This window comes from Neisseria sp. P0020.S003 (assembly GCF_051957095.1).
Lineage (GTDB): Bacteria > Pseudomonadota > Gammaproteobacteria > Burkholderiales > Neisseriaceae > Neisseria > Neisseria subflava.
This window is the reverse complement of the sequence record NZ_JBQCWU010000002.1, coordinates 1-17,645: the sequence shown is the minus strand read 5'-3', so window position 1 is coordinate 17,645 and position 17,645 is coordinate 1. Positions and strand designations below refer to the sequence as shown.

Here is a 17,645-nt window from a genome sequence, read left to right as displayed (position 1 = left end):
ACTTTATGGAACAGTTTGCTACTGCTTTTTCTTTTCGTTCAATGGCTTGAACTCTTGCACATCCGGAGGCGGGGCTGCGAAGATGGTGTCTGGATTGGGGTGTGCTGCAAATTCTGCCAGCAGGTTGCGATAGTCCAGCGACTGCTTCATCAGTTCGGCAGCGGCGGTGCGCAGGTTGTCCACGTCTTCCGGCGGAAGATAGAAACTGGTCGGAATATTCAATACCTTGTCCCTCAGCTGGGACGGCGGAAGGTCTTTGAGATTCAGGCTGACGAAAGAGAAATAAATGTCTTCGTTCTGCTTGTCTTTGTTCCATTGGTCGACAAAAGCCCTGAAGCGGCGCAAAGACTCTTGCGAATGTTGGTCGATCGGGATATTCACGATGGCGGAAACGACATCGCGGAAACCGGGTACGGCCGCGCTTTTATCCAAATCGCTGCTGACTTCGTTTTGGGCATTGACGTTGATGACGACAATATGGCTGATTTTGTTTTGTTTGATTTTATGCGTCAGGAGTTTTTCCGGATACATCTCCGTCATGTTCAAAAGACTGCGCATGCCCAGATTGTCGGTCAAGCCGCCGTCAATAAGGTGAATGTAGGGACGTTTTTTGCTGTCGCTGTATTTTTGGAAACGTTCGAAAAATTCTTTTCGGGTTTGCAGCTGTTTTTTACTTGCTTCGCTGTCGGAAACAAGTTGCAGCGGCGGCGTGTATTGGCAATGACCGCCGTTGTTATTGAGCGTAATCGGTGCAAACACCATAGGCACGGAGCTTGACGCGGCAACGGCGCGGGCAAGTCGCAAGTCGCCCAAGTCGATACACATCGGGTCGAAGTATTCCTGCGTGAAATTGAAACGCTCGCCTATGCCCATATCGGTGGCGGAAATGATGGCAAATGGGCCTTTGGCATTTTTTTCTAAATCGCGGAAAGTGGTTTTGCCGAAAAGGTAGTTTTCAAACTGCTCCTGCAACAGATCGCCGCGTCCGTATTCAGGCGAGGCCAGTCGGGGCAGGTTGGACATGGAAAATGCTTGTTTGACGACTTGGCGTTGGAAGTTTTGATGTAGGAAACGTTTATAAAACAAGGGAATGGTTTCTTCGCCCTTGAGTGCAAAATAAGCCGCCAAAACCGAGCCGCCGGATACGCCGACCACTACATCGACATTCGACATCAAAGATTGTTTTTTGCCGCCGATGGTAACCTGTTGCTTATGAAGCTGCTCCAACACGCCATAACCCAAGGCTGCCGCGCGCGTACCGCCGCCGGAGAACGTCAACACAATAAGCGTATCGTCTTTGTCGTGGTGTTGAAGCCGGCTGGTTTCAAAGCGGTAGCCGCGTTGCAGGTCGACCGTATCAATACCGGCAATAGGCTGATATTTCACCAGCGAGCAGGCGGATAATAGGGCTGCGGAGAGCAGGGAAAGGGCAGATTTAAAAGGGAATTTCGGCATAAACACAGGAAAGTCGGTGTTCATTCAAAATGGATTATAAAGGTTTTCAGACGGCCTTTATAGAAGGCGGATTTTCAGACGGCCTTTTTGCGTCGATTTTCCGTTATAATCGACACAATCTTTATCTTTCCAAACCTTTATGGCGCAACCAAACCGCATCAACCACGAACCTATCTTTCTGCTTGCTTCCACCCCGTGGCGCGAGAGCAGCTTGTGGGTGGAGGCTTTCAGCCGCCGTTATGGGCGGGTGGCTTTGTTGGCCAGAAGTGCGCGCAAACGGCAGAGCGAATTGCGCGGCGTGTTGGTGCCGTTTGTGCCGGTGAACGCGTCTTGGTATGGTTCGCAAGAGTTGAAGACCCTGCATCGCGCCGAATGGATAGGCGGGTGGCCGCAGCCGCAGGGCAGGGCTTTGTTCAGCGGATTGTATGTGAACGAGTTGATGCTGAAGTTGACCGTCCGCGAAGATCCGTTGCCCGAGCTTTACGATGTTTTGGCGGAAACCATGAAAACCATTTGTTGCGAGGCCAACCATATTGCCGCTTTACGCCGTTTTGAGTGGACGTTGTTGACACGCTTGGGATTTGCCCCTGATTTGTTTCATGACGGCAACGGCAATGAAATCAATGGAGAAGAAACATATTGGCTCACGGCTGAAGAAGCTGTGGTTTCCCTGGCCGAGGCCGACCGTTTTCATGCGCTCAATAAGGGCGTGGCCGTATTGGGCGCGACTTTAATCGATTTGAGGGAAGGCAGTTTTGTTCATCAGGAAAGCCTCGGTCAGGCTTTGAAAGTAATGCGGCTTTTGATTGACAACCTTCTCCCCGAGGGCATCAAGTCCCGGCAGGTTTTGCAGCAGTTGCAGCAGTTTGGTTTGGGCAGTTGAATTTTTTCAGACGGCCTTGGATAGGTAAAGGCTCAGGCCGTCTGAAACCTTAATGAAAGGACATTATTATGTTGTTAGGCGTAAACATCGACCATATTGCCACCGTCCGCAATGCGCGCGGTACGATTTATCCCAGCCCTGTCGAAGCGGCGCTGATTGCGGAAACCCACGGCGCAGATTTGATTACCATGCACTTGCGTGAAGACCGCCGCCATATTAAAGATGCGGATGTGTTCGCCGTTAAAAACGCCATCCGCACGCGCCTGAATTTGGAAATGGCGCTGACGGAAGAAATGCTGGAAAACGCGCTCAACGTCATGCCGGAAGATGTGTGCCTTGTGCCTGAAAAACGTCAAGAAGTGACCACCGAAGGCGGTTTGGACGTATTGGCGCAACAGGATAAAGTAGCCGAATTCACCAAAATCCTGACCGACGCAGGCATCCGCGTGTCCTTGTTTATCGACGCTGACAACGCGCAAATCCAAGCCGCTTATGATGTCGGCGCGCCCGTTATCGAGTTGCACACCGGTGCGTATGCCGATGCACACAGCCACGCCGAGCAAATGAAACAATTCGAGCGGATTCAAAACGGCGCGCATTACGCCAGCGATTTGGGTTTGGTCGTCAATGCCGGACACGGCCTGACCATTCACAACGTTACGCCGATTGCTCAAATTCTCGCCATCCGCGAACTGAATATCGGCCATTCGCTGATTTCCCAAGCACTCTTTCTCGGTCTGCCTGAAGCAGTCCGTCAAATGAAGGAGGTCATGTTCAGAGCCAGAATGCTGCCTTAACGGCATCAGCCATACCGGCTAAGGCAATTGGCTTTGGCTGGTATCCACACTTTCAGACGGCCTGACTATTTAAACAAGGAGCAGACCCATGATTTACGGAATCGGTACAGACATTGTTTCCCTCAAACGCATTATCCGCCTGAACAAAAAATTCGGACTGGCATTTGCGCAACGCATTCTCAGTCCGGAAGAGCTGTTGGAATTTCCGCAGGCAGGCAAACCGGTCAACTATCTTGCCAAACGCTTTGCCGCCAAAGAGGCTTTTGCCAAAGCCGTCGGTACGGGCATACGCGGCGTGGTGTCTTTCCGCAATATCGGTGTCGGGCATGACGCATTGGGCAAACCTGAATTATTTTTTGCACCGGCTTTGACCAAATGGCTGGAAGAACAGGGTATCCGAAGCTGCCATCTCAGTATGAGCGATGAAGAGGATACCGTTATGGCTTTTGTCATTGCAGAAAAATAAGGCCGGATTTAAGTAGTCTGAAATAGAAAATCCTTTTCAGACGGCCTGAAAGGTTAGGTATTTGTTGAAGGTCGGGCGTATAGGCCCGACATCGTTTTTTTACGTATAAATCGGCAGGTGTCACTGCCTGCCGTATATAAGAATAAGCTCATGATGACTGAAGACACACGTCCATTGGTACAAGTGGTTGCCGGAATTTTGCTCGACCAAAACGGCCGCTACCTGCTCAGTTCCCGCCCTGAGGGCAAGCCGTATGCCGGTTATTGGGAATTTGCCGGCGGCAAGGTGGAAGCCGGTGAAAGCGATTTTCAAGCCTTGCAGCGCGAGTTTGAAGAAGAACTCGGTATCCGTATTCTTGCCGCTACTCCGTGGCTGACCAAAGTCCATTCCTACGAACACGCACATGTACGCCTGCATTTTTTATGGGTGGAAGCCGACCAATGGACGGGCGAAATCCAATCGAGGGAAGGGCAGAAATGGGCATGGCAAAAGGCAGGGGATTTTACCGTTGCGCCGATGTTGCCTGCCAATAGCGCATTATTACGTTCCCTCTCTATTCCGCGCCAGCTTCAAGGCCGTCTGAAAAGCGGATTCTGCGGTCAAAACAGCATGGGCGAATATCATGTTGCACAGTATCTGTCGGCTCAACATCAAACCGCCTCTGCCGTATTGCTGGATTTTGCCGATTGGCAACAAGGCAAGCCGATAGAAACGCCCAGCGTGTGGCCAATCATTGAAAACGCCGAACAATGGCAGCAGGTGCAAAATACCGATGCTGTCGTTTGGAAAGTGACGAATGAAGCGGCAGCCAAGCAAGTTGTCGATATTTTGGCGCAAGGCGTGGCTATGCCGCTGATTGCGGCTGCTCCGGAAAGCATGGTTTCCATTTATCGCGAACAATGGCAGAGCATGGGTGCGCATGCCGTTTTGACCGATAATGACATTGAGGCCGTCTGAAATGAGTAAAAATCAAAAACTACTGATTGCCGCTGTTTTACTGATTGTGTTTGCGGCGGCCAAACTGCTGCTTTTGGATTGGTGGCAGCTGCAACAGACAAAAGCGAATGTAGTCGAATGTAGTCTGACACAAGGCTGCGTCCTGCCTGACGGTTCAAAAGTGCGAGCGACCTCCATCAATACACACGAGCCTTTCGATATTGTGGTGGAAAATGTGCCGAAGAATACGGGCGCGGTCAGTATCAGTTTCAGTATGAAAAACATGGACATGGGCTTCAATCGCTACAACCTGACGCAACAATCGCCGCAAAGTTGGCAGGCTGCGCAAATCCGCTTGCCGTTTTGCGTCGAAGGCCGCCATGATTACACTGCCGACATTACCATTGGCAAACAGACTTTTCAGACGGTATTTAGTGCAGAGTAGTCATCATGCAAAGGCCGTCTGAAAATTTAAAGGCAAAAATTTTAATTTTTTTCAGACAACATATTTAAAAGTTCTTTATAAATGAATCAATTATAAATTATTTTTAGATAGATTGTTTACAATTATTCTGACTATCAGCCAAAAGCACAAAACGGGCAGAAGCTAGTCCACATAAGGGTTTGATGTGGTACAGCCTGTCCGTTTTTTACATTTGTTGCAAAAAAATCGTTTATTAATAACTGAATTTTTTATAATTTTTTTGAAAAAAGTGTTTGACAAGACCTGTTTTATTTTTTAAATTTGTTTCCATAAATAAAAACTACATCGCACTACAAAGGAACATCATCATGAATCTGTATCAAACCACTCTCTCTTGTTATAGATTTTCTCTCATCTCTGCCGCTCCCGTCGCCGCCAGTTTATTGGCAGTCCCGACGGTCTGAAGGCTCTCAACCCGAATCCAGTTTCTGCATTCCTACAAACGTTTCGGGTTTTAAAATATCTGTATCTCCAATCGAATTCATATTTTGATTAATAAAAATTAAAAAACGTACACCTCCGCTTCAGCCTTATTGTATTTATTGTTTTTGATAACTATTTGTATTTATTGATTTTAAATTTTTAGATGGTTGATGATTGAAATTTTACAGGCCGTCTGAAAACAGTTTTTAGAACGATTGTTTCTTTTTAAACGGTTCGTTTCAAGTTGTGAAAAAACTGAGCCGTCCGATTAATACTGAAAAAAGTCTATAAAGGAGAAATATGATGAGCCAACACTCTGCCGGAGCACGTTTCCGCCAAGCCGTGAAAGAATCGAATCCTCTTGCCGTCGTCGGTTGCGTCAATGCTTACTTTGCACGATTGGCCACCCAAAGCGGTTTCAAGGCGATTTATCTGTCTGGCGGCGGCGTGGCAGCCTGCTCTTGCGGTATCCCTGATTTGGGTATTACCACAATGGAAGACGTGCTGATCGACGCGCGACGCATTACGGACAACGTGGATACGCCTCTGCTGGTGGACATCGATGTGGGTTGGGGCGGTGCATTCAATATTGCCCGTACCATCCGCAACTTTGAACGCGCTGGTGTTGCAGCGGTTCACATTGAAGATCAGGTAGCGCAGAAACGCTGCGGCCACCGTCCGAACAAAGCCATCGTTTCTAAAGATGAAATGGTCGACCGTATCAAAGCTGCCGTAGATGCGCGCGTTGATGAGAACTTTGTGATTATGGCGCGTACCGATGCGCTGGCGGTAGAAGGTTTGGATGCCGCTATCGAACGCGCTCAGGCTTGTGTCGAAGCCGGTGCAGACATGATTTTCCCTGAAGCCATGACCGATTTGAAAATGTACCGCCAATTTGCAGATGCAGTGAAAGTTCCTGTATTGGCCAACATTACCGAGTTTGGTTCCACTCCGCTTTATACCCAAAGCGAGCTGGCTGAAAACGGCGTGTCACTGGTGCTGTATCCGCTGTCATCGTTCCGCGCAGCAAGCAAAGCCGCGCTGAATGTTTACGAAGCGATTATGCGCGATGGCACTCAGGCGGCGGTGGTTGACAGTATGCAAACTCGTGCCGAGCTGTACGAGCATCTGAACTATCATGCCTTCGAGCAAAAACTGGATAAATTGTTTCAAAAATAAGTAACCGCTTTCAGATGGCCTTTCAATAAATCCGCATCGGCCGTCTGAAAAATAAAACCCATAAAAATACAAAGGAGAAATACCATGACTGAAACTACTCAAACCCCGACCTTCAAACCTAAAAAATCCGTTGCGCTTTCTGGCGTTGCGGCCGGTAATACCGAATTGTGTACCGTTGGCCGTACCGGTAACGATTTGAGCTATCGCGGTTACGACATCTTGGATTTGGCACAAAAATGCGAGTTTGAAGAAGTCGCCCACCTGCTGATTCACGGTCATCTGCCCAACAAATTCGAGCTGGCCGCTTATAAAACCAAGCTCAAATCCATGCGCGGCCTGCCTATCCGTGTGATTAAAGTTTTGGAAAGTCTGCCTGCACATACCCATCCGATGGACGTGATGCGTACCGGCGTATCCATGCTGGGCTGCGTTCATCCTGAACGTGAAAGCCATCCGGAAAGTGAAGCGCGCGACATCGCCGACAAACTGATTGCTAGCCTCGGCAGCATTCTCTTGTACTGGTATCAATATTCGCACAACGGCAAACGCATTGAAGTTGAAAGCGACGAAGAGACCATCGGCGGTCATTTCCTGCACCTGTTGCACGGCAAACGCCCAAGCGAATCACACATCAAAGCCATGCACGTTTCACTGATTCTGTATGCAGAACACGAGTTCAACGCTTCTACCTTTACCGCCCGCGTGATTGCCGGTACAGGCTCTGATATGTATTCATGCATCACCGGCGCCATCGGCGCGCTCAAAGGTCCGAAACACGGCGGCGCGAACGAAGTTGCCTACGACATCCAAAAACGCTACCGCAACGCCGACGAAGCCGAAGCCGACATCCGCGAACGCATCGCCCGTAAAGAAATCGTTATCGGTTTCGGTCATCCGGTGTACACCATTTCCGACCCGCGCAACGTTGTCATTAAAGAAGTGGCACGCGGTTTGAGCAAAGAAACCGGCGATATGCGCCTCTTTGACATTGCCGAACGCTTGGAAAGCGTGATGTGGGAAGAGAAAAAAATGTTCCCGAATCTGGACTGGTTCTCTGCCGTTTCCTACCAAAAATTGGGCGTACCGACCGCTATGTTCACACCGCTGTTCGTGATTTCCCGTACAACCGGTTGGAGCGCACACGTTCTCGAGCAACGCAAAGACGGCAAAATCATCCGTCCGAGCGCAAACTACACAGGCCCTGAAGATTTGGCATTCGTGGAGATTGAAAACCGCTAATATGCGTAACAGCAGGGTGGGCCGCCTGCCCGCCCCATCTCGAAATGCCGTTTGAAAACAATGAATAAATGATGTTTTCGTTTTTCGACGGCCTAGTGCAGTATACGAGAGAGAGAGCCGGCCGTTTGGAAAACATGCTGCTCTGCTGTCGTCATTCCCATACAGGCAGAAATTCAAAAGGTGAAATGTTCTGCTGTAAAGAGTACTGAAAGATTTAAGTTTGGATTTCCGTCTATACGGGAATGATGGTAGCGGAGCAGCAATTTTTTTTCATACCGCGAATAGATTTTTAGACAACAAGCAATAAAACAGAATTTATGGTTTCAGACGGCCTAAAGGTCCGAATCAACAGGCCGTCTGAAACCCCAAAACCAAAAAAATAATAGATTTAGGAGAACCGACATGACTGCCAACCAACGTTACCGCAAAGCTTTACCCGGTACGGATTTGGAATATTACGACGCGCGCCAGGCGTGTGAAGACATCAAACCAGGCTCTTACGACAAGTTGCCTTACACAAGCCGTATCTTGGCTGAGAACTTGGTTAACCGCGCAGACAAAGTCGACCTGCCTACGCTGCAAAGCTGGCTGGGCCAGCTGATTGAGGGAAAACAGGAAATCGACTTCCCTTGGTATCCTGCACGCGTGGTGTGTCACGATATTCTGGGTCAGACAGCGTTGGTGGATTTGGCAGGCCTGCGCGATGCGATTGCAGAAAAAGGCGGCGATCCTTCCAAAGTCAATCCGGTGGTGCAAACCCAGCTTATCGTTGACCACTCTTTAGCCGTTGAATGCGGCGGCTACGATCCTGATGCCTTCCGCAAAAACCGCGAAATCGAAGACAGACGTAACGAAGACCGTTTCCACTTCATCAACTGGACAAAAACCGCCTTTGAAAATGTGGACGTGATTCCGGCAGGCAACGGCATTATGCACCAAATCAACTTGGAAAAAATGTCGCCGGTTGTCCAAGTCAAAAACGGTGTGGCATTCCCTGATACTTGTGTGGGTACTGACTCCCATACGCCGCACGTCGATTCATTGGGCGTGATTTCCGTAGGCGTGGGCGGTTTGGAAGCTGAAACCGTAATGTTGGGCCGTGCATCCATGATGCGTCTGCCTGATATCGTCGGCGTTGAGCTGACCGGCAAACGCCAGCCGGGCATTACTGCCACCGACATCGTGTTGGCACTGACCGAATTCTTGCGTAAAGAGCGCGTGGTTGGCGCATTTGTCGAATTCTTCGGTGAGGGCGCAAGAAGTCTGTCTATCGGCGACCGTGCCACTATTTCCAATATGACCCCTGAGTTCGGCGCGACTGCCGCGATGTTCGCTATTGATGAGCAAACCATTGATTATTTGAAACTGACCGGTCGTGACGACGCGCAAGTGAAATTGGTAGAAATCTACGCCAAAACTGCAGGCTTGTGGGCAGATGCCTTGAAAACCGCCGTTTATCCTCGCGTTTTGAAATTTGATTTGAGCAGCGTAACGCGCAATATGGCAGGCCCAAGTAATCCGCATGCCCGTTTTGCGACCGCCGATTTGGCCGGCAAAGGCTTGGCTAAACCTTACGAAGAGCCTTCAGACGGCCAAATGCCTGATGGTGCAGTGATTATTGCCGCGATTACTTCGTGTACCAATACTTCCAATCCGCGCAACGTCGTCGCCGCCGCGCTGTTGGCACGCAATGCCAACCGTCTCGGCTTGAAACGCAAACCTTGGGTGAAATCTTCGTTTGCACCGGGTTCAAAAGTAGCCGAAATCTATTTGAAAGAAGCAGGCCTGCTGCCTGAAATGGAAAAACTCGGTTTCGGTATCGTTGCCTTCGCATGTACCACCTGTAACGGCATGAGCGGCGCACTGGATCCGAAAATCCAGCAGGAAATTATCGACCGCGATTTATACGCCACCGCCGTATTGTCAGGCAACCGAAACTTCGACGGTCGTATCCATCCGTATGCGAAACAGGCTTTCCTTGCTTCGCCTCCGTTGGTCGTTGCCTACGCGCTGGCAGGCAGTATCCGTTTCGATATTGAAAACGACGTACTCGGCGTTGCAGACGGCAAAGAAATCCGCCTGAAAGATATTTGGCCTACCGATGAAGAAATCGATGCCATCGTTGCCGAATATGTGAAACCGCAACAATTCCGCGACGTTTATATCCCAATGTTCGATACCGGCACAGCGCAAAAAGCACCAAGCCCGCTGTACGACTGGCGTCCGATGTCCACCTACATCCGCCGCCCACCTTACTGGGAAGGCGCACTGGCAGGGGAACGCACGTTGAGCGGTATGCGCCCGCTGGCGATTTTGCCCGACAACATCACCACCGACCACCTATCGCCGTCCAATGCGATTTTGGCCAGCAGTGCCGCAGGCGAATATTTGGCGAAAATGGGTTTGCCTGAAGAAGACTTTAACTCTTACGCAACCCACCGCGGCGACCACTTGACCGCCCAACGCGCTACCTTCGCCAATCCGAAACTGTTTAACGAAATGGTGAGAAATGAAGACGGCAGCGTACGCCAAGGTTCTCTGGCACGTGTTGAACCTGAAGGTCAAGTGATGCGTATGTGGGAAGCCATCGAAACCTATATGAACCGCAAACAGCCGCTCATCATCATCGCCGGTGCGGACTACGGTCAAGGCTCAAGCCGCGACTGGGCTGCAAAAGGCGTACGCCTCGCCGGCGTGGAAGCGATTGTTGCCGAAGGCTTCGAGCGTATCCACCGCACCAACTTGATCGGTATGGGCGTGTTGCCGCTGCAGTTCAAACCGGGTACCAACCGCCATACCCTGCAACTGGACGGTACGGAAACCTACGACGTTGTCGGCGAACGCACACCGCGCTGCGACCTGACCCTCGTGATTCACCGTAAAAACGGCGAAACCGTCGAAGTTCCGGTTACCTGCCGCCTCGATACCGCAGAAGAAGTGTTGGTATATGAAGCCGGTGGCGTGTTGCAACGCTTCGCACAAGACTTCTTAGAAGGAAATGCAGCGTAAGGTAAATCGGGTATCGTCAAAATGCCCAGGCTACGCTCAAAAAGGTTTTCAGACGGCCTTGAATATTTGAGAGGCCGTCTGAAAAAACCATACTAGAAATACAAAGGAGAACCCGAAATGCCGCAAATTAAAATTCCAGCCGTTTACTACCGCGGCGGTACATCTAAAGGCATTTTCTTCAAACGCACCGATCTGCCGCCCGCTGCGCAGGAAGCAGGCGAGGCACGCGACAAAATCCTCTTGCGCGTACTCGGCAGCCCCGACCCTTACGGCAAACAGATTGACGGTTTGGGCAACGCCAGTTCGTCCACCAGCAAAGCCGTGATTTTGGACAAATCCGAACGCGCCGATCACGATGTCGATTACTTGTTCGGACAAGTTTCCATCGACAAACCTTTTGTCGATTGGAGCGGTAACTGCGGTAATTTGACCGCCGCCGTGGGCGCATTTGCCATCGAGCAAGGCTTGGTCGATAAATCCAAAATCCCTTCAGACGGCCTGTGTACCGTCAAAATCTGGCAAAAAAACATCGGCAAAACCATTATTGCCCATGTGCCGATGCAAAACGGCGCAGTGTTGGAAACAGGTGATTTTGAGCTTGACGGCGTAACGTTTCCGGCAGCCGAAGTACAAATCGAATTTTTAGATCCGGCCGACGGCGAAGGCAGTATGTTCCCAACCGGTAATTTGGTCGATGAAATTGATGTGCCGAATATAGGCCGTCTGAAAGCCACGCTTATCAATGCCGGGATTCCAACCATTTTCCTGAATGCCGCAGATTTGGGCTATACAGGCAAAGAGTTGCAAGACGACATCAACAACGATGCCGCAGCCCTGGAAAAATTTGAAACCATCCGCGCATATGGCGCGCTGAAAATGGGCTTGATCAGCGACGTATCCGAAGCCGCCACCCGCGCCCATACTCCGAAAGTCGCTTTTGTCGCTCCCGCGTCCGATTACACCGCTTCAAGCGGCAAAACCGTCCAAGCTGCCGACATCGACTTATTGGTACGCGCACTGAGCATGGGTAAATTGCATCACGCCATGATGGGCACCGCTTCAGTTGCCATCGCTACCGCCGCCGCCGTGCCCGGTACGCTGGTCAACCTTGCAGCCGGAGGCGGAGCGCGTAAAGAAGTCCGCTTCGGCCATCCGTCAGGCACACTGCGCGTTGGTGCCGCCGCCGAATGTCAGGACGGACAATGGACGGCTACCAAAGCAGTTATGAGCCGTAGCGCACGCGTGATTATGGAAGGACAAGTCCGAGTGCCGGAAGATTGCTTTTAAGTTTTCAGACGGCCACGCCATTAAACAAGGCCGTCTGAAAACCAAATAAGCAGATTTTAGTCGGGTAGCGATACCTGCAATGGAGATTAGGATTGGGCATTAAGCCTGACTAAACACCAAACCAAAGGCAATCTGGAAAGCGCTCAAAGATTCTTGCTCTTTTCGGACGGCCTGAAGCCAAAAAAACAATCAAAAATTCAAAGGAGAAACACCATGTCCAACCAACTCATTCTTGTTCTGAACTGCGGCAGCTCTTCACTCAAAGGCGCTGTTATCGATCGTAAAAACGGTAAAGTTCTCTTAAGCTGTCTCGGCGAACGTTTGGGTACGCCCGAAGCAGTCATTACGTTCAGCAAAGACGGCAAAAAATGCCAAACAGCTTTAACCGGCCGCAACTGCCACGCCGGCGCGGTGGGTATGTTGTTGAACGAACTGGAAAAACACGGCCTGCACGACCGCATCAAAGCCATCGGCCACCGCATCGCCCACGGCGGCGAAAAATATCACGAGTCCGTCCTCATCGACCAAGACGTCCTTGACGAACTGAAAGCCTGCATCCCGCTTGCCCCGCTGCACAACCCCGCCAACATCAGCGGCATCCTCGCCGCGCAGGAACACTTCCCCGGCCTGCCCAACGTCGGCGTGATGGACACCTCGTTCCACCAAACCATGCCGGAACGTGCCTACACTTATGCCGTTCCGCGCGAATTGCGTAAAAAATACGCTTTCCGCCGCTACGGTTTCCACGGTACCAGTATGCGTTACGTCGCCCCTGAAGCCGCACGCATCTTGGGCAAACCGTTGGAAGACATCCGCATGATTATTGCCCACTTAGGCAACGGCGCATCCATTACCGCCATCCGAAACGGCAAATCCGTTGACACCAGTATGGGCTTCACGCCGATCGAAGGTTTGGTAATGGGTACACGTTGCGGCGACATCGACCCGGGCGTATACAGCTATCTGACTTCACACGCCGGTTTGGATGTTGCCCAAGTTGATGAAATGCTGAACAAAAAATCAGGCTTGCTCGGTATTTCCGAACTCTCCAACGACTGCCGTTCTTTGGAAATCGCTGCGGATGAAGGCCATGAAGGCACACGTTTGGCTTTGGAAGTCATGACTTACCGCCTTGCCAAATATATTGCCTCGATGGCTGTGGCTTGTGGCGGCGTTGACGCGCTCGTGTTTACCGGCGGTATCGGCGAAAACTCGCGTAATATCCGCGCCAAAACCGTTTCCTACTTGGATTTCTTAGGTCTGCACATCGACACCAAAGCCAATATGGACAAACGCTACGGCAACTCCGGTATCATCAGCCCGACAGGTTCTATGCCGGCTGTTTTGGTCGTTCCAACCAATGAAGAGCTGATGATTGCCCATGATACGGCTCAATTGGCCGGCTTTATGGAAGAAGCAGGCTAGAGCGGAGATTTTCTTAGACCATAAACAATAAAAAGTGCGGATTCATCATCCGCACTTTTTTAATTACATCTTAATCAAGCCACTTGGGTTTGATGTTCGTCGCCGTTGCGCTCACGAACTGCGCCCAATCGGTAAACGGTTTCGCCTTGTTCGCTCAAGAATGCCTGTACCGCATCGGCATCTTCTTTGGCAATGATAACGACCATGCCGATACCGCAGTTAAATGTACGGTACATTTCTTGGGTTTCCACATTGCCTGCTTTTTGCAGCCATTGGAACAGTTTAGGCAATTCCCACGCTTTGGCATCGATTTGTGCGACGGTATTTTCAGGCAAAACGCGAGGTACGTTTTCAGTAATGCCGCCGCCAGTAATATGGGCCATGCCTTTAATCGTGAATTTTTCCAAAGCGGCAAGGATAGGTTTCACATACAGGCGGGTAGGGGCGATGATGGCTTCGCGCAAGGTTTTGCCGTTGTCGAATTCCGCATCCAAATCGGGATTGTCGCGCTCGATAATTTTGCGTACCAAAGAGTAGCCGTTGGAGTGTGCGCCGTTGGAAGCCAAGCCCAAAACAATGTCTCCGGCCTGAATGCTGCGGCCGTTGATGACGCGTTCTTTTTCAACCACGCCGACGGCAAAACCGGCCAAGTCGTATTCGCCTTCGGGATACATGCCCGGCATTTCGGCAGTTTCACCGCCAATCAAAGCGCAACCGGATTCTTCGCAGCCTTGGGCAATGCCTTTAATCACATCAGTCGCGCGGGCAACATCCAACTTGCCGCAAGCGAAATAGTCCAAGAAGAACAAAGGTTCTGCACCTTGAACCAAAATATCATTGACGCTCATGGCAACCAAATCGATGCCGACGGTATCGTGTTTGTCCCAGTCGAATGCCAGTTTCAGCTTGGTGCCGACGCCGTCCGTACCGGAAACCAATACCGGATTTTTGTATTTTTTGCCGATTTCGACCAAAGCGCCGAAACCGCCCAAATCACCCAACACTTCAGGGCGCATAGTACGCTTGGCAAAAGGTTTGATGTTTTCGACCAGTTGATCGCCTGCGTCGATATCCACGCCTGCGTCACGATAGCTCAAAGAAGTGCTCATTGGATTTCCTTATTCGGGTATGGGTAGATTGTCGGAGCGTATTTTATCTTAAATTGGAGGATTCAGGCTGAATTTTTTGGCATTATTGTCAACAATTTTTATTTTATCTTAATAGCCGTCTCACTTTCAGACGGCCTTTGTGAATCTGTTATACTGCTTATTTATTTTGAAAACCTTAAGCATCAACTGGGGAACACCTTTTTATGTATCAAAAGAGAACGCGCGGCGCAAAACCGTGGATTATTATGGCTTGCGTTATCGCAGCCTTTATTTGGCTTTTATATGCTTTGGGCGATGTTTTGACGCCGTTTATCGTGGCCGCCGTTTTGGCCTATGTTTTGAATCCCTTGGTTGAGTGGCTGCAATTGAAGCGTATCCGTCGCGCGCCGGCCTCTATGATTATTATGGCACTGGCTTTGCTGATATTGCTGTCGTTGGTATTGATTATCGTACCTATGTTGTTGAACCAGTTTAACAATCTGGCCGAACGCCTGCCACAAATCGTGGGCTTTGTTCAAAACAAACTGCTGCCGTGGCTCAACAGCGTCAGCGGGGATTATATTCAAATCGATCAAGAATCGATTATTGCATGGTTGCAGTCGCATACGGATGAGTTGAGCAATACGCTCAAAGAATGGATTCCTACCTTGATGCGTCAAAGCGGCAACGTGATCAGCGGCGTCAGCAATTTGGTGTTGTTGCCTTTGTTGCTATATTACTTCTTGTTGGATTGGAAACGCTGGTCTTCCGGAATCAGCAAACTGGTTCCACGCCGTTTTATCGAGACCTACACGCGTATCAGCGGCAATATGGATGAAGTTTTGGGCGAGTTTCTGCGCGGCCAGCTGATGGTTATGATGATTATGGGCTTGGTTTATGGCTTGGGCTTGATGCTGGTCGGTTTGGATTCCGGCTTTGCCATCGGTATGATTGCCGGTATTTTAGTATTTATTCCGTATTTGGGCGCATTTACCGGCCTTTTGCTGGCAACGGTTGCCGCGCTTTTGCAATATGGCTCATGGCAGGGCTTGTTGATGGTCTGGGCTTTATTCGGTGTCGGACAATTCTTGGAAAGCTTTTTCATTACGCCTAAAATCGTCGGCGACCGCATCGGTTTATCTCCGTTCTGGGTGATTTTCTCGTTGATGGCTTTCGGGCAATTGATGGGTTTTGTCGGTATGCTTGCCGGCCTGCCGCTTGCCGCCGTAACATTGGTTTTATTGCGTGAAGGTGCATCTGCCTATTTCGGCAGCCATTTTTACAAACATAAATAAATCGATGATATTAAGGCCGTCTGAAATCCAAGTTTCAGACGGCCATTGATAACAAAGGAAGTCTATATGTTAGCCATTATCGGCGGCAGCGGTTTGACCAAACTGCCGGAACTCGAAATTACTGAGCGAAAAATCGTACGTACTCCATACGGCTTAACCAGCAGCCCTATTTTGTTCGGCAGATTGGGGCGCTTGGATATTGTTTTTCTTGCTCGACACGGCTTCAGCCATACCATCGCGCCGCATGAAATCAACTACTGCGCCAATATCTGGGCGTTGCACTCTTTAGGCGTCGAAAACATCATTGCCATTTCTTCAGTCGTCGGTATCAATCCCGATTTTGAAAACGGCAGTTTGGTGTTGCCGGACGATTTGATCGACTATACCTATGGCCGTAAAGATACTTTTTTTGAAGGCCAGGAATGCCCTGTCGTCCATACCGATTTTTTCAACCCTTATTGCAATGAATTGCGACAAGAATTGTTGAATATCACGAAAGCGCACAATGTGCCGATTTACGACTCCGCCGTTTATGGCTGTCTGCAAGGCCCGCGCCGTCCAACCCGCGCAGAAATCGTCCGTTATCGACGTGACGGCGTAGATGTACTCGGTATGACCGGTATGCCCGAAGCCGTTTTGGCCAGAGAGTTGAAAATGGCCTATGCCCACTTTTGCAGCGTCAGCAGCATTGATTGCTTTGATAGCGGAGTAGGGACTGTGGGCTGTAATGAACAGACTTCTATGACGATGACCAAAATCCGACAATTATTGAATGGTTTGTAACTGATAATGCCGTCTGAAATGATGTTTTCAGACGGCATTGTTTTATTTAAGAAGCCGTTTCACGCGCCCAATGGGGCAGGGAGGCTTTTTGTTTGCGGAACGAGGCAAGTTGCATGCCCCGACATTTTTCAAAAATCAATTCGACCCCGCTTTGCAGCTGCAAAATTAAATTGGTATGCGTTTCCGTTTTAATAAAGTCAATATTGCGTTGCACTAAGCGCTGAATGACGGCATAAACATCAAGGCAGCCATTTGCAAAAAACCACGGATTCAACTTTACCCAACGGCCGCCGCTTAATGCAGCATCAGGTTGAAAATCAGCACGAATCTGTGTCAGCCGATTGTCGGAGAAATGCAGTTCGATATCGCCATAAAGCCAAATATTCCAGCCTTTTTGCACCAACAAGCCTTTAGGGACGTAATCAGGCGCAGGAAACATCTGCAAAATGGACTCTGCCGATTGTCCGATTTCCAGATAGTCAAATCGGCCGGTATACAAAAAATCATAAATATCAACGGCAATAGGAAAGTGGTAGCGCATGGCAATAACCATAGAAAAGCAATTAACCAAGCTATCTTAAACTCAAAATATAATGAAATCAATTCTTATTACTATTTATTTAATATAAGAAAGGCCGTCTGGAATTTCAGACGGCCTTGTAGCTTTGATTTGTAGAAACTAGTAGCGTTGTTTACAGTATTTCCAGGAGAATACTGAAACATGAACATGCACAAAAACACCCGTCTCACCCCGCACCACCGCCAAGCTATTTGGCTGGCCTACACGCAGGGGAAGGAAAGCGTCACCTCCCTGGCACGCCGCTACCAAGTCAGCCGCGTCACCATTTACCGCGCACTTAAAGCCGCAAGGGGCAGACTGCTCAAACCCCAAACCA

General features: G+C 49.9%; 16 protein-coding genes. 13 read left to right on the top strand and 3 right to left on the bottom strand.

Translation table 11 applies throughout. The features are described from left to right. Nucleotides 1-18: 18 nt before the first annotated feature. Nucleotides 19-1,455, bottom strand: coding sequence for a patatin-like phospholipase family protein (locus tag ACTHTQ_RS01785; protein WP_440363036.1), 1,437 nt, complete (start codon nucleotides 1,453-1,455; stop codon nucleotides 19-21). A 139-nt stretch (nucleotides 1,456-1,594) separates the two neighbouring features. On the opposite strand from ACTHTQ_RS01785, the gene recO reads away from it, so the two are divergent. The 10 genes from recO to ACTHTQ_RS01735 all read left to right on the top strand — a co-directional run bounded on the left by recO (nucleotide 1,595) and on the right by ACTHTQ_RS01735 (nucleotide 13,583). After that, nucleotides 1,595-2,338: a DNA repair protein RecO gene (recO, locus tag ACTHTQ_RS01780; RefSeq protein ID WP_440362903.1), complete on the top strand. Its 744-nt coding sequence runs from the start codon at nucleotides 1,595-1,597 to the stop codon at nucleotides 2,336-2,338. Nucleotides 2,339-2,406: 68 nt separating this feature from the next. Continuing rightward, a complete protein-coding gene (gene pdxJ / locus ACTHTQ_RS01775; protein ID WP_070589100.1) occupies nucleotides 2,407-3,135 on the top strand; it encodes a pyridoxine 5'-phosphate synthase in 729 nt (242 codons plus the stop codon). Nucleotides 3,136-3,223: 88 nt separating this feature from the next. Continuing rightward, entirely contained in the window at nucleotides 3,224-3,601 is a 378-nt protein-coding gene (acpS, locus tag ACTHTQ_RS01770) for a holo-ACP synthase (protein ID WP_003686416.1), read from the top strand. 153 nt (nucleotides 3,602-3,754) lie between these two features. Further along, nucleotides 3,755-4,558 (top strand): NUDIX domain-containing protein, encoded by an 804-nt coding sequence (locus ACTHTQ_RS01765; protein WP_440363035.1) that lies wholly within the window; start codon nucleotides 3,755-3,757, stop codon nucleotides 4,556-4,558. A 1-nt stretch (nucleotide 4,559) separates the two neighbouring features. Continuing rightward, the gene (locus ACTHTQ_RS01760; protein WP_440362902.1) at nucleotides 4,560-4,982 is read left to right on the top strand and encodes a hypothetical protein; all 423 of its coding nucleotides are present in this window, start codon (nucleotides 4,560-4,562) and stop codon (nucleotides 4,980-4,982) included. 765 nt (nucleotides 4,983-5,747) lie between these two features. Next, nucleotides 5,748-6,623, top strand: coding sequence for a methylisocitrate lyase (gene prpB / locus ACTHTQ_RS01755; RefSeq protein WP_039862334.1), 876 nt, complete (start codon nucleotides 5,748-5,750; stop codon nucleotides 6,621-6,623). An 84-nt stretch (nucleotides 6,624-6,707) separates the two neighbouring features. Further along, nucleotides 6,708-7,862, top strand: a complete 1,155-nt coding sequence (gene prpC, locus ACTHTQ_RS01750; RefSeq protein ID WP_440362901.1) for a bifunctional 2-methylcitrate synthase/citrate synthase — start codon at nucleotides 6,708-6,710, stop codon at nucleotides 7,860-7,862. Between the two features lie 402 nt (nucleotides 7,863-8,264). Further along, nucleotides 8,265-10,871, top strand: coding sequence for a Fe/S-dependent 2-methylisocitrate dehydratase AcnD (gene acnD, locus ACTHTQ_RS01745; protein WP_440362900.1), 2,607 nt, complete (start codon nucleotides 8,265-8,267; stop codon nucleotides 10,869-10,871). Between the two features lie 117 nt (nucleotides 10,872-10,988). Next, the gene (prpF, locus tag ACTHTQ_RS01740; protein WP_440362899.1) at nucleotides 10,989-12,158 is read left to right on the top strand and encodes a 2-methylaconitate cis-trans isomerase PrpF; all 1,170 of its coding nucleotides are present in this window, start codon (nucleotides 10,989-10,991) and stop codon (nucleotides 12,156-12,158) included. A 213-nt stretch (nucleotides 12,159-12,371) separates the two neighbouring features. Then, nucleotides 12,372-13,583 carry an acetate kinase gene (locus tag ACTHTQ_RS01735; RefSeq protein WP_440362898.1) on the top strand — a complete coding sequence of 404 codons (1,212 nt, stop codon included), beginning with the start codon at nucleotides 12,372-12,374 and terminating at the stop codon, nucleotides 13,581-13,583. A 74-nt stretch (nucleotides 13,584-13,657) separates the two neighbouring features. On the opposite strand, the gene purM is transcribed toward ACTHTQ_RS01735, so the two are convergent. Next, a complete protein-coding gene (gene purM / locus ACTHTQ_RS01730; RefSeq protein ID WP_049328659.1) occupies nucleotides 13,658-14,692 on the bottom strand; it encodes a phosphoribosylformylglycinamidine cyclo-ligase in 1,035 nt (344 codons plus the stop codon). A gap of 203 nt (nucleotides 14,693-14,895) precedes the next feature. Between purM and ACTHTQ_RS01725 the strand changes: the two genes are divergently transcribed. Both ACTHTQ_RS01725 and ACTHTQ_RS01720 read left to right on the top strand, forming a co-directional pair. After that, a complete protein-coding gene (locus tag ACTHTQ_RS01725) occupies nucleotides 14,896-15,966 on the top strand; it encodes an AI-2E family transporter (protein WP_440362897.1) in 1,071 nt (356 codons plus the stop codon). 66 nt (nucleotides 15,967-16,032) lie between these two features. Next, nucleotides 16,033-16,749, top strand: coding sequence for an S-methyl-5'-thioinosine phosphorylase (locus ACTHTQ_RS01720; RefSeq protein WP_440362896.1), 717 nt, complete (start codon nucleotides 16,033-16,035; stop codon nucleotides 16,747-16,749). Between the two features lie 46 nt (nucleotides 16,750-16,795). Here the strand turns inward: ACTHTQ_RS01720 and ACTHTQ_RS01715 are convergent, their stop codons facing one another. After that, nucleotides 16,796-17,290, bottom strand: a complete 495-nt coding sequence (locus tag ACTHTQ_RS01715; RefSeq protein WP_440362895.1) for a hypothetical protein — start codon at nucleotides 17,288-17,290, stop codon at nucleotides 16,796-16,798. A gap of 180 nt (nucleotides 17,291-17,470) precedes the next feature. Here ACTHTQ_RS01715 and ACTHTQ_RS01710 point away from each other — a divergent pair. Then, nucleotides 17,471-17,645 (top strand): helix-turn-helix domain-containing protein (locus tag ACTHTQ_RS01710; RefSeq protein ID WP_308112322.1); only part of this gene is annotated, 175 nt, incomplete at its 3' end.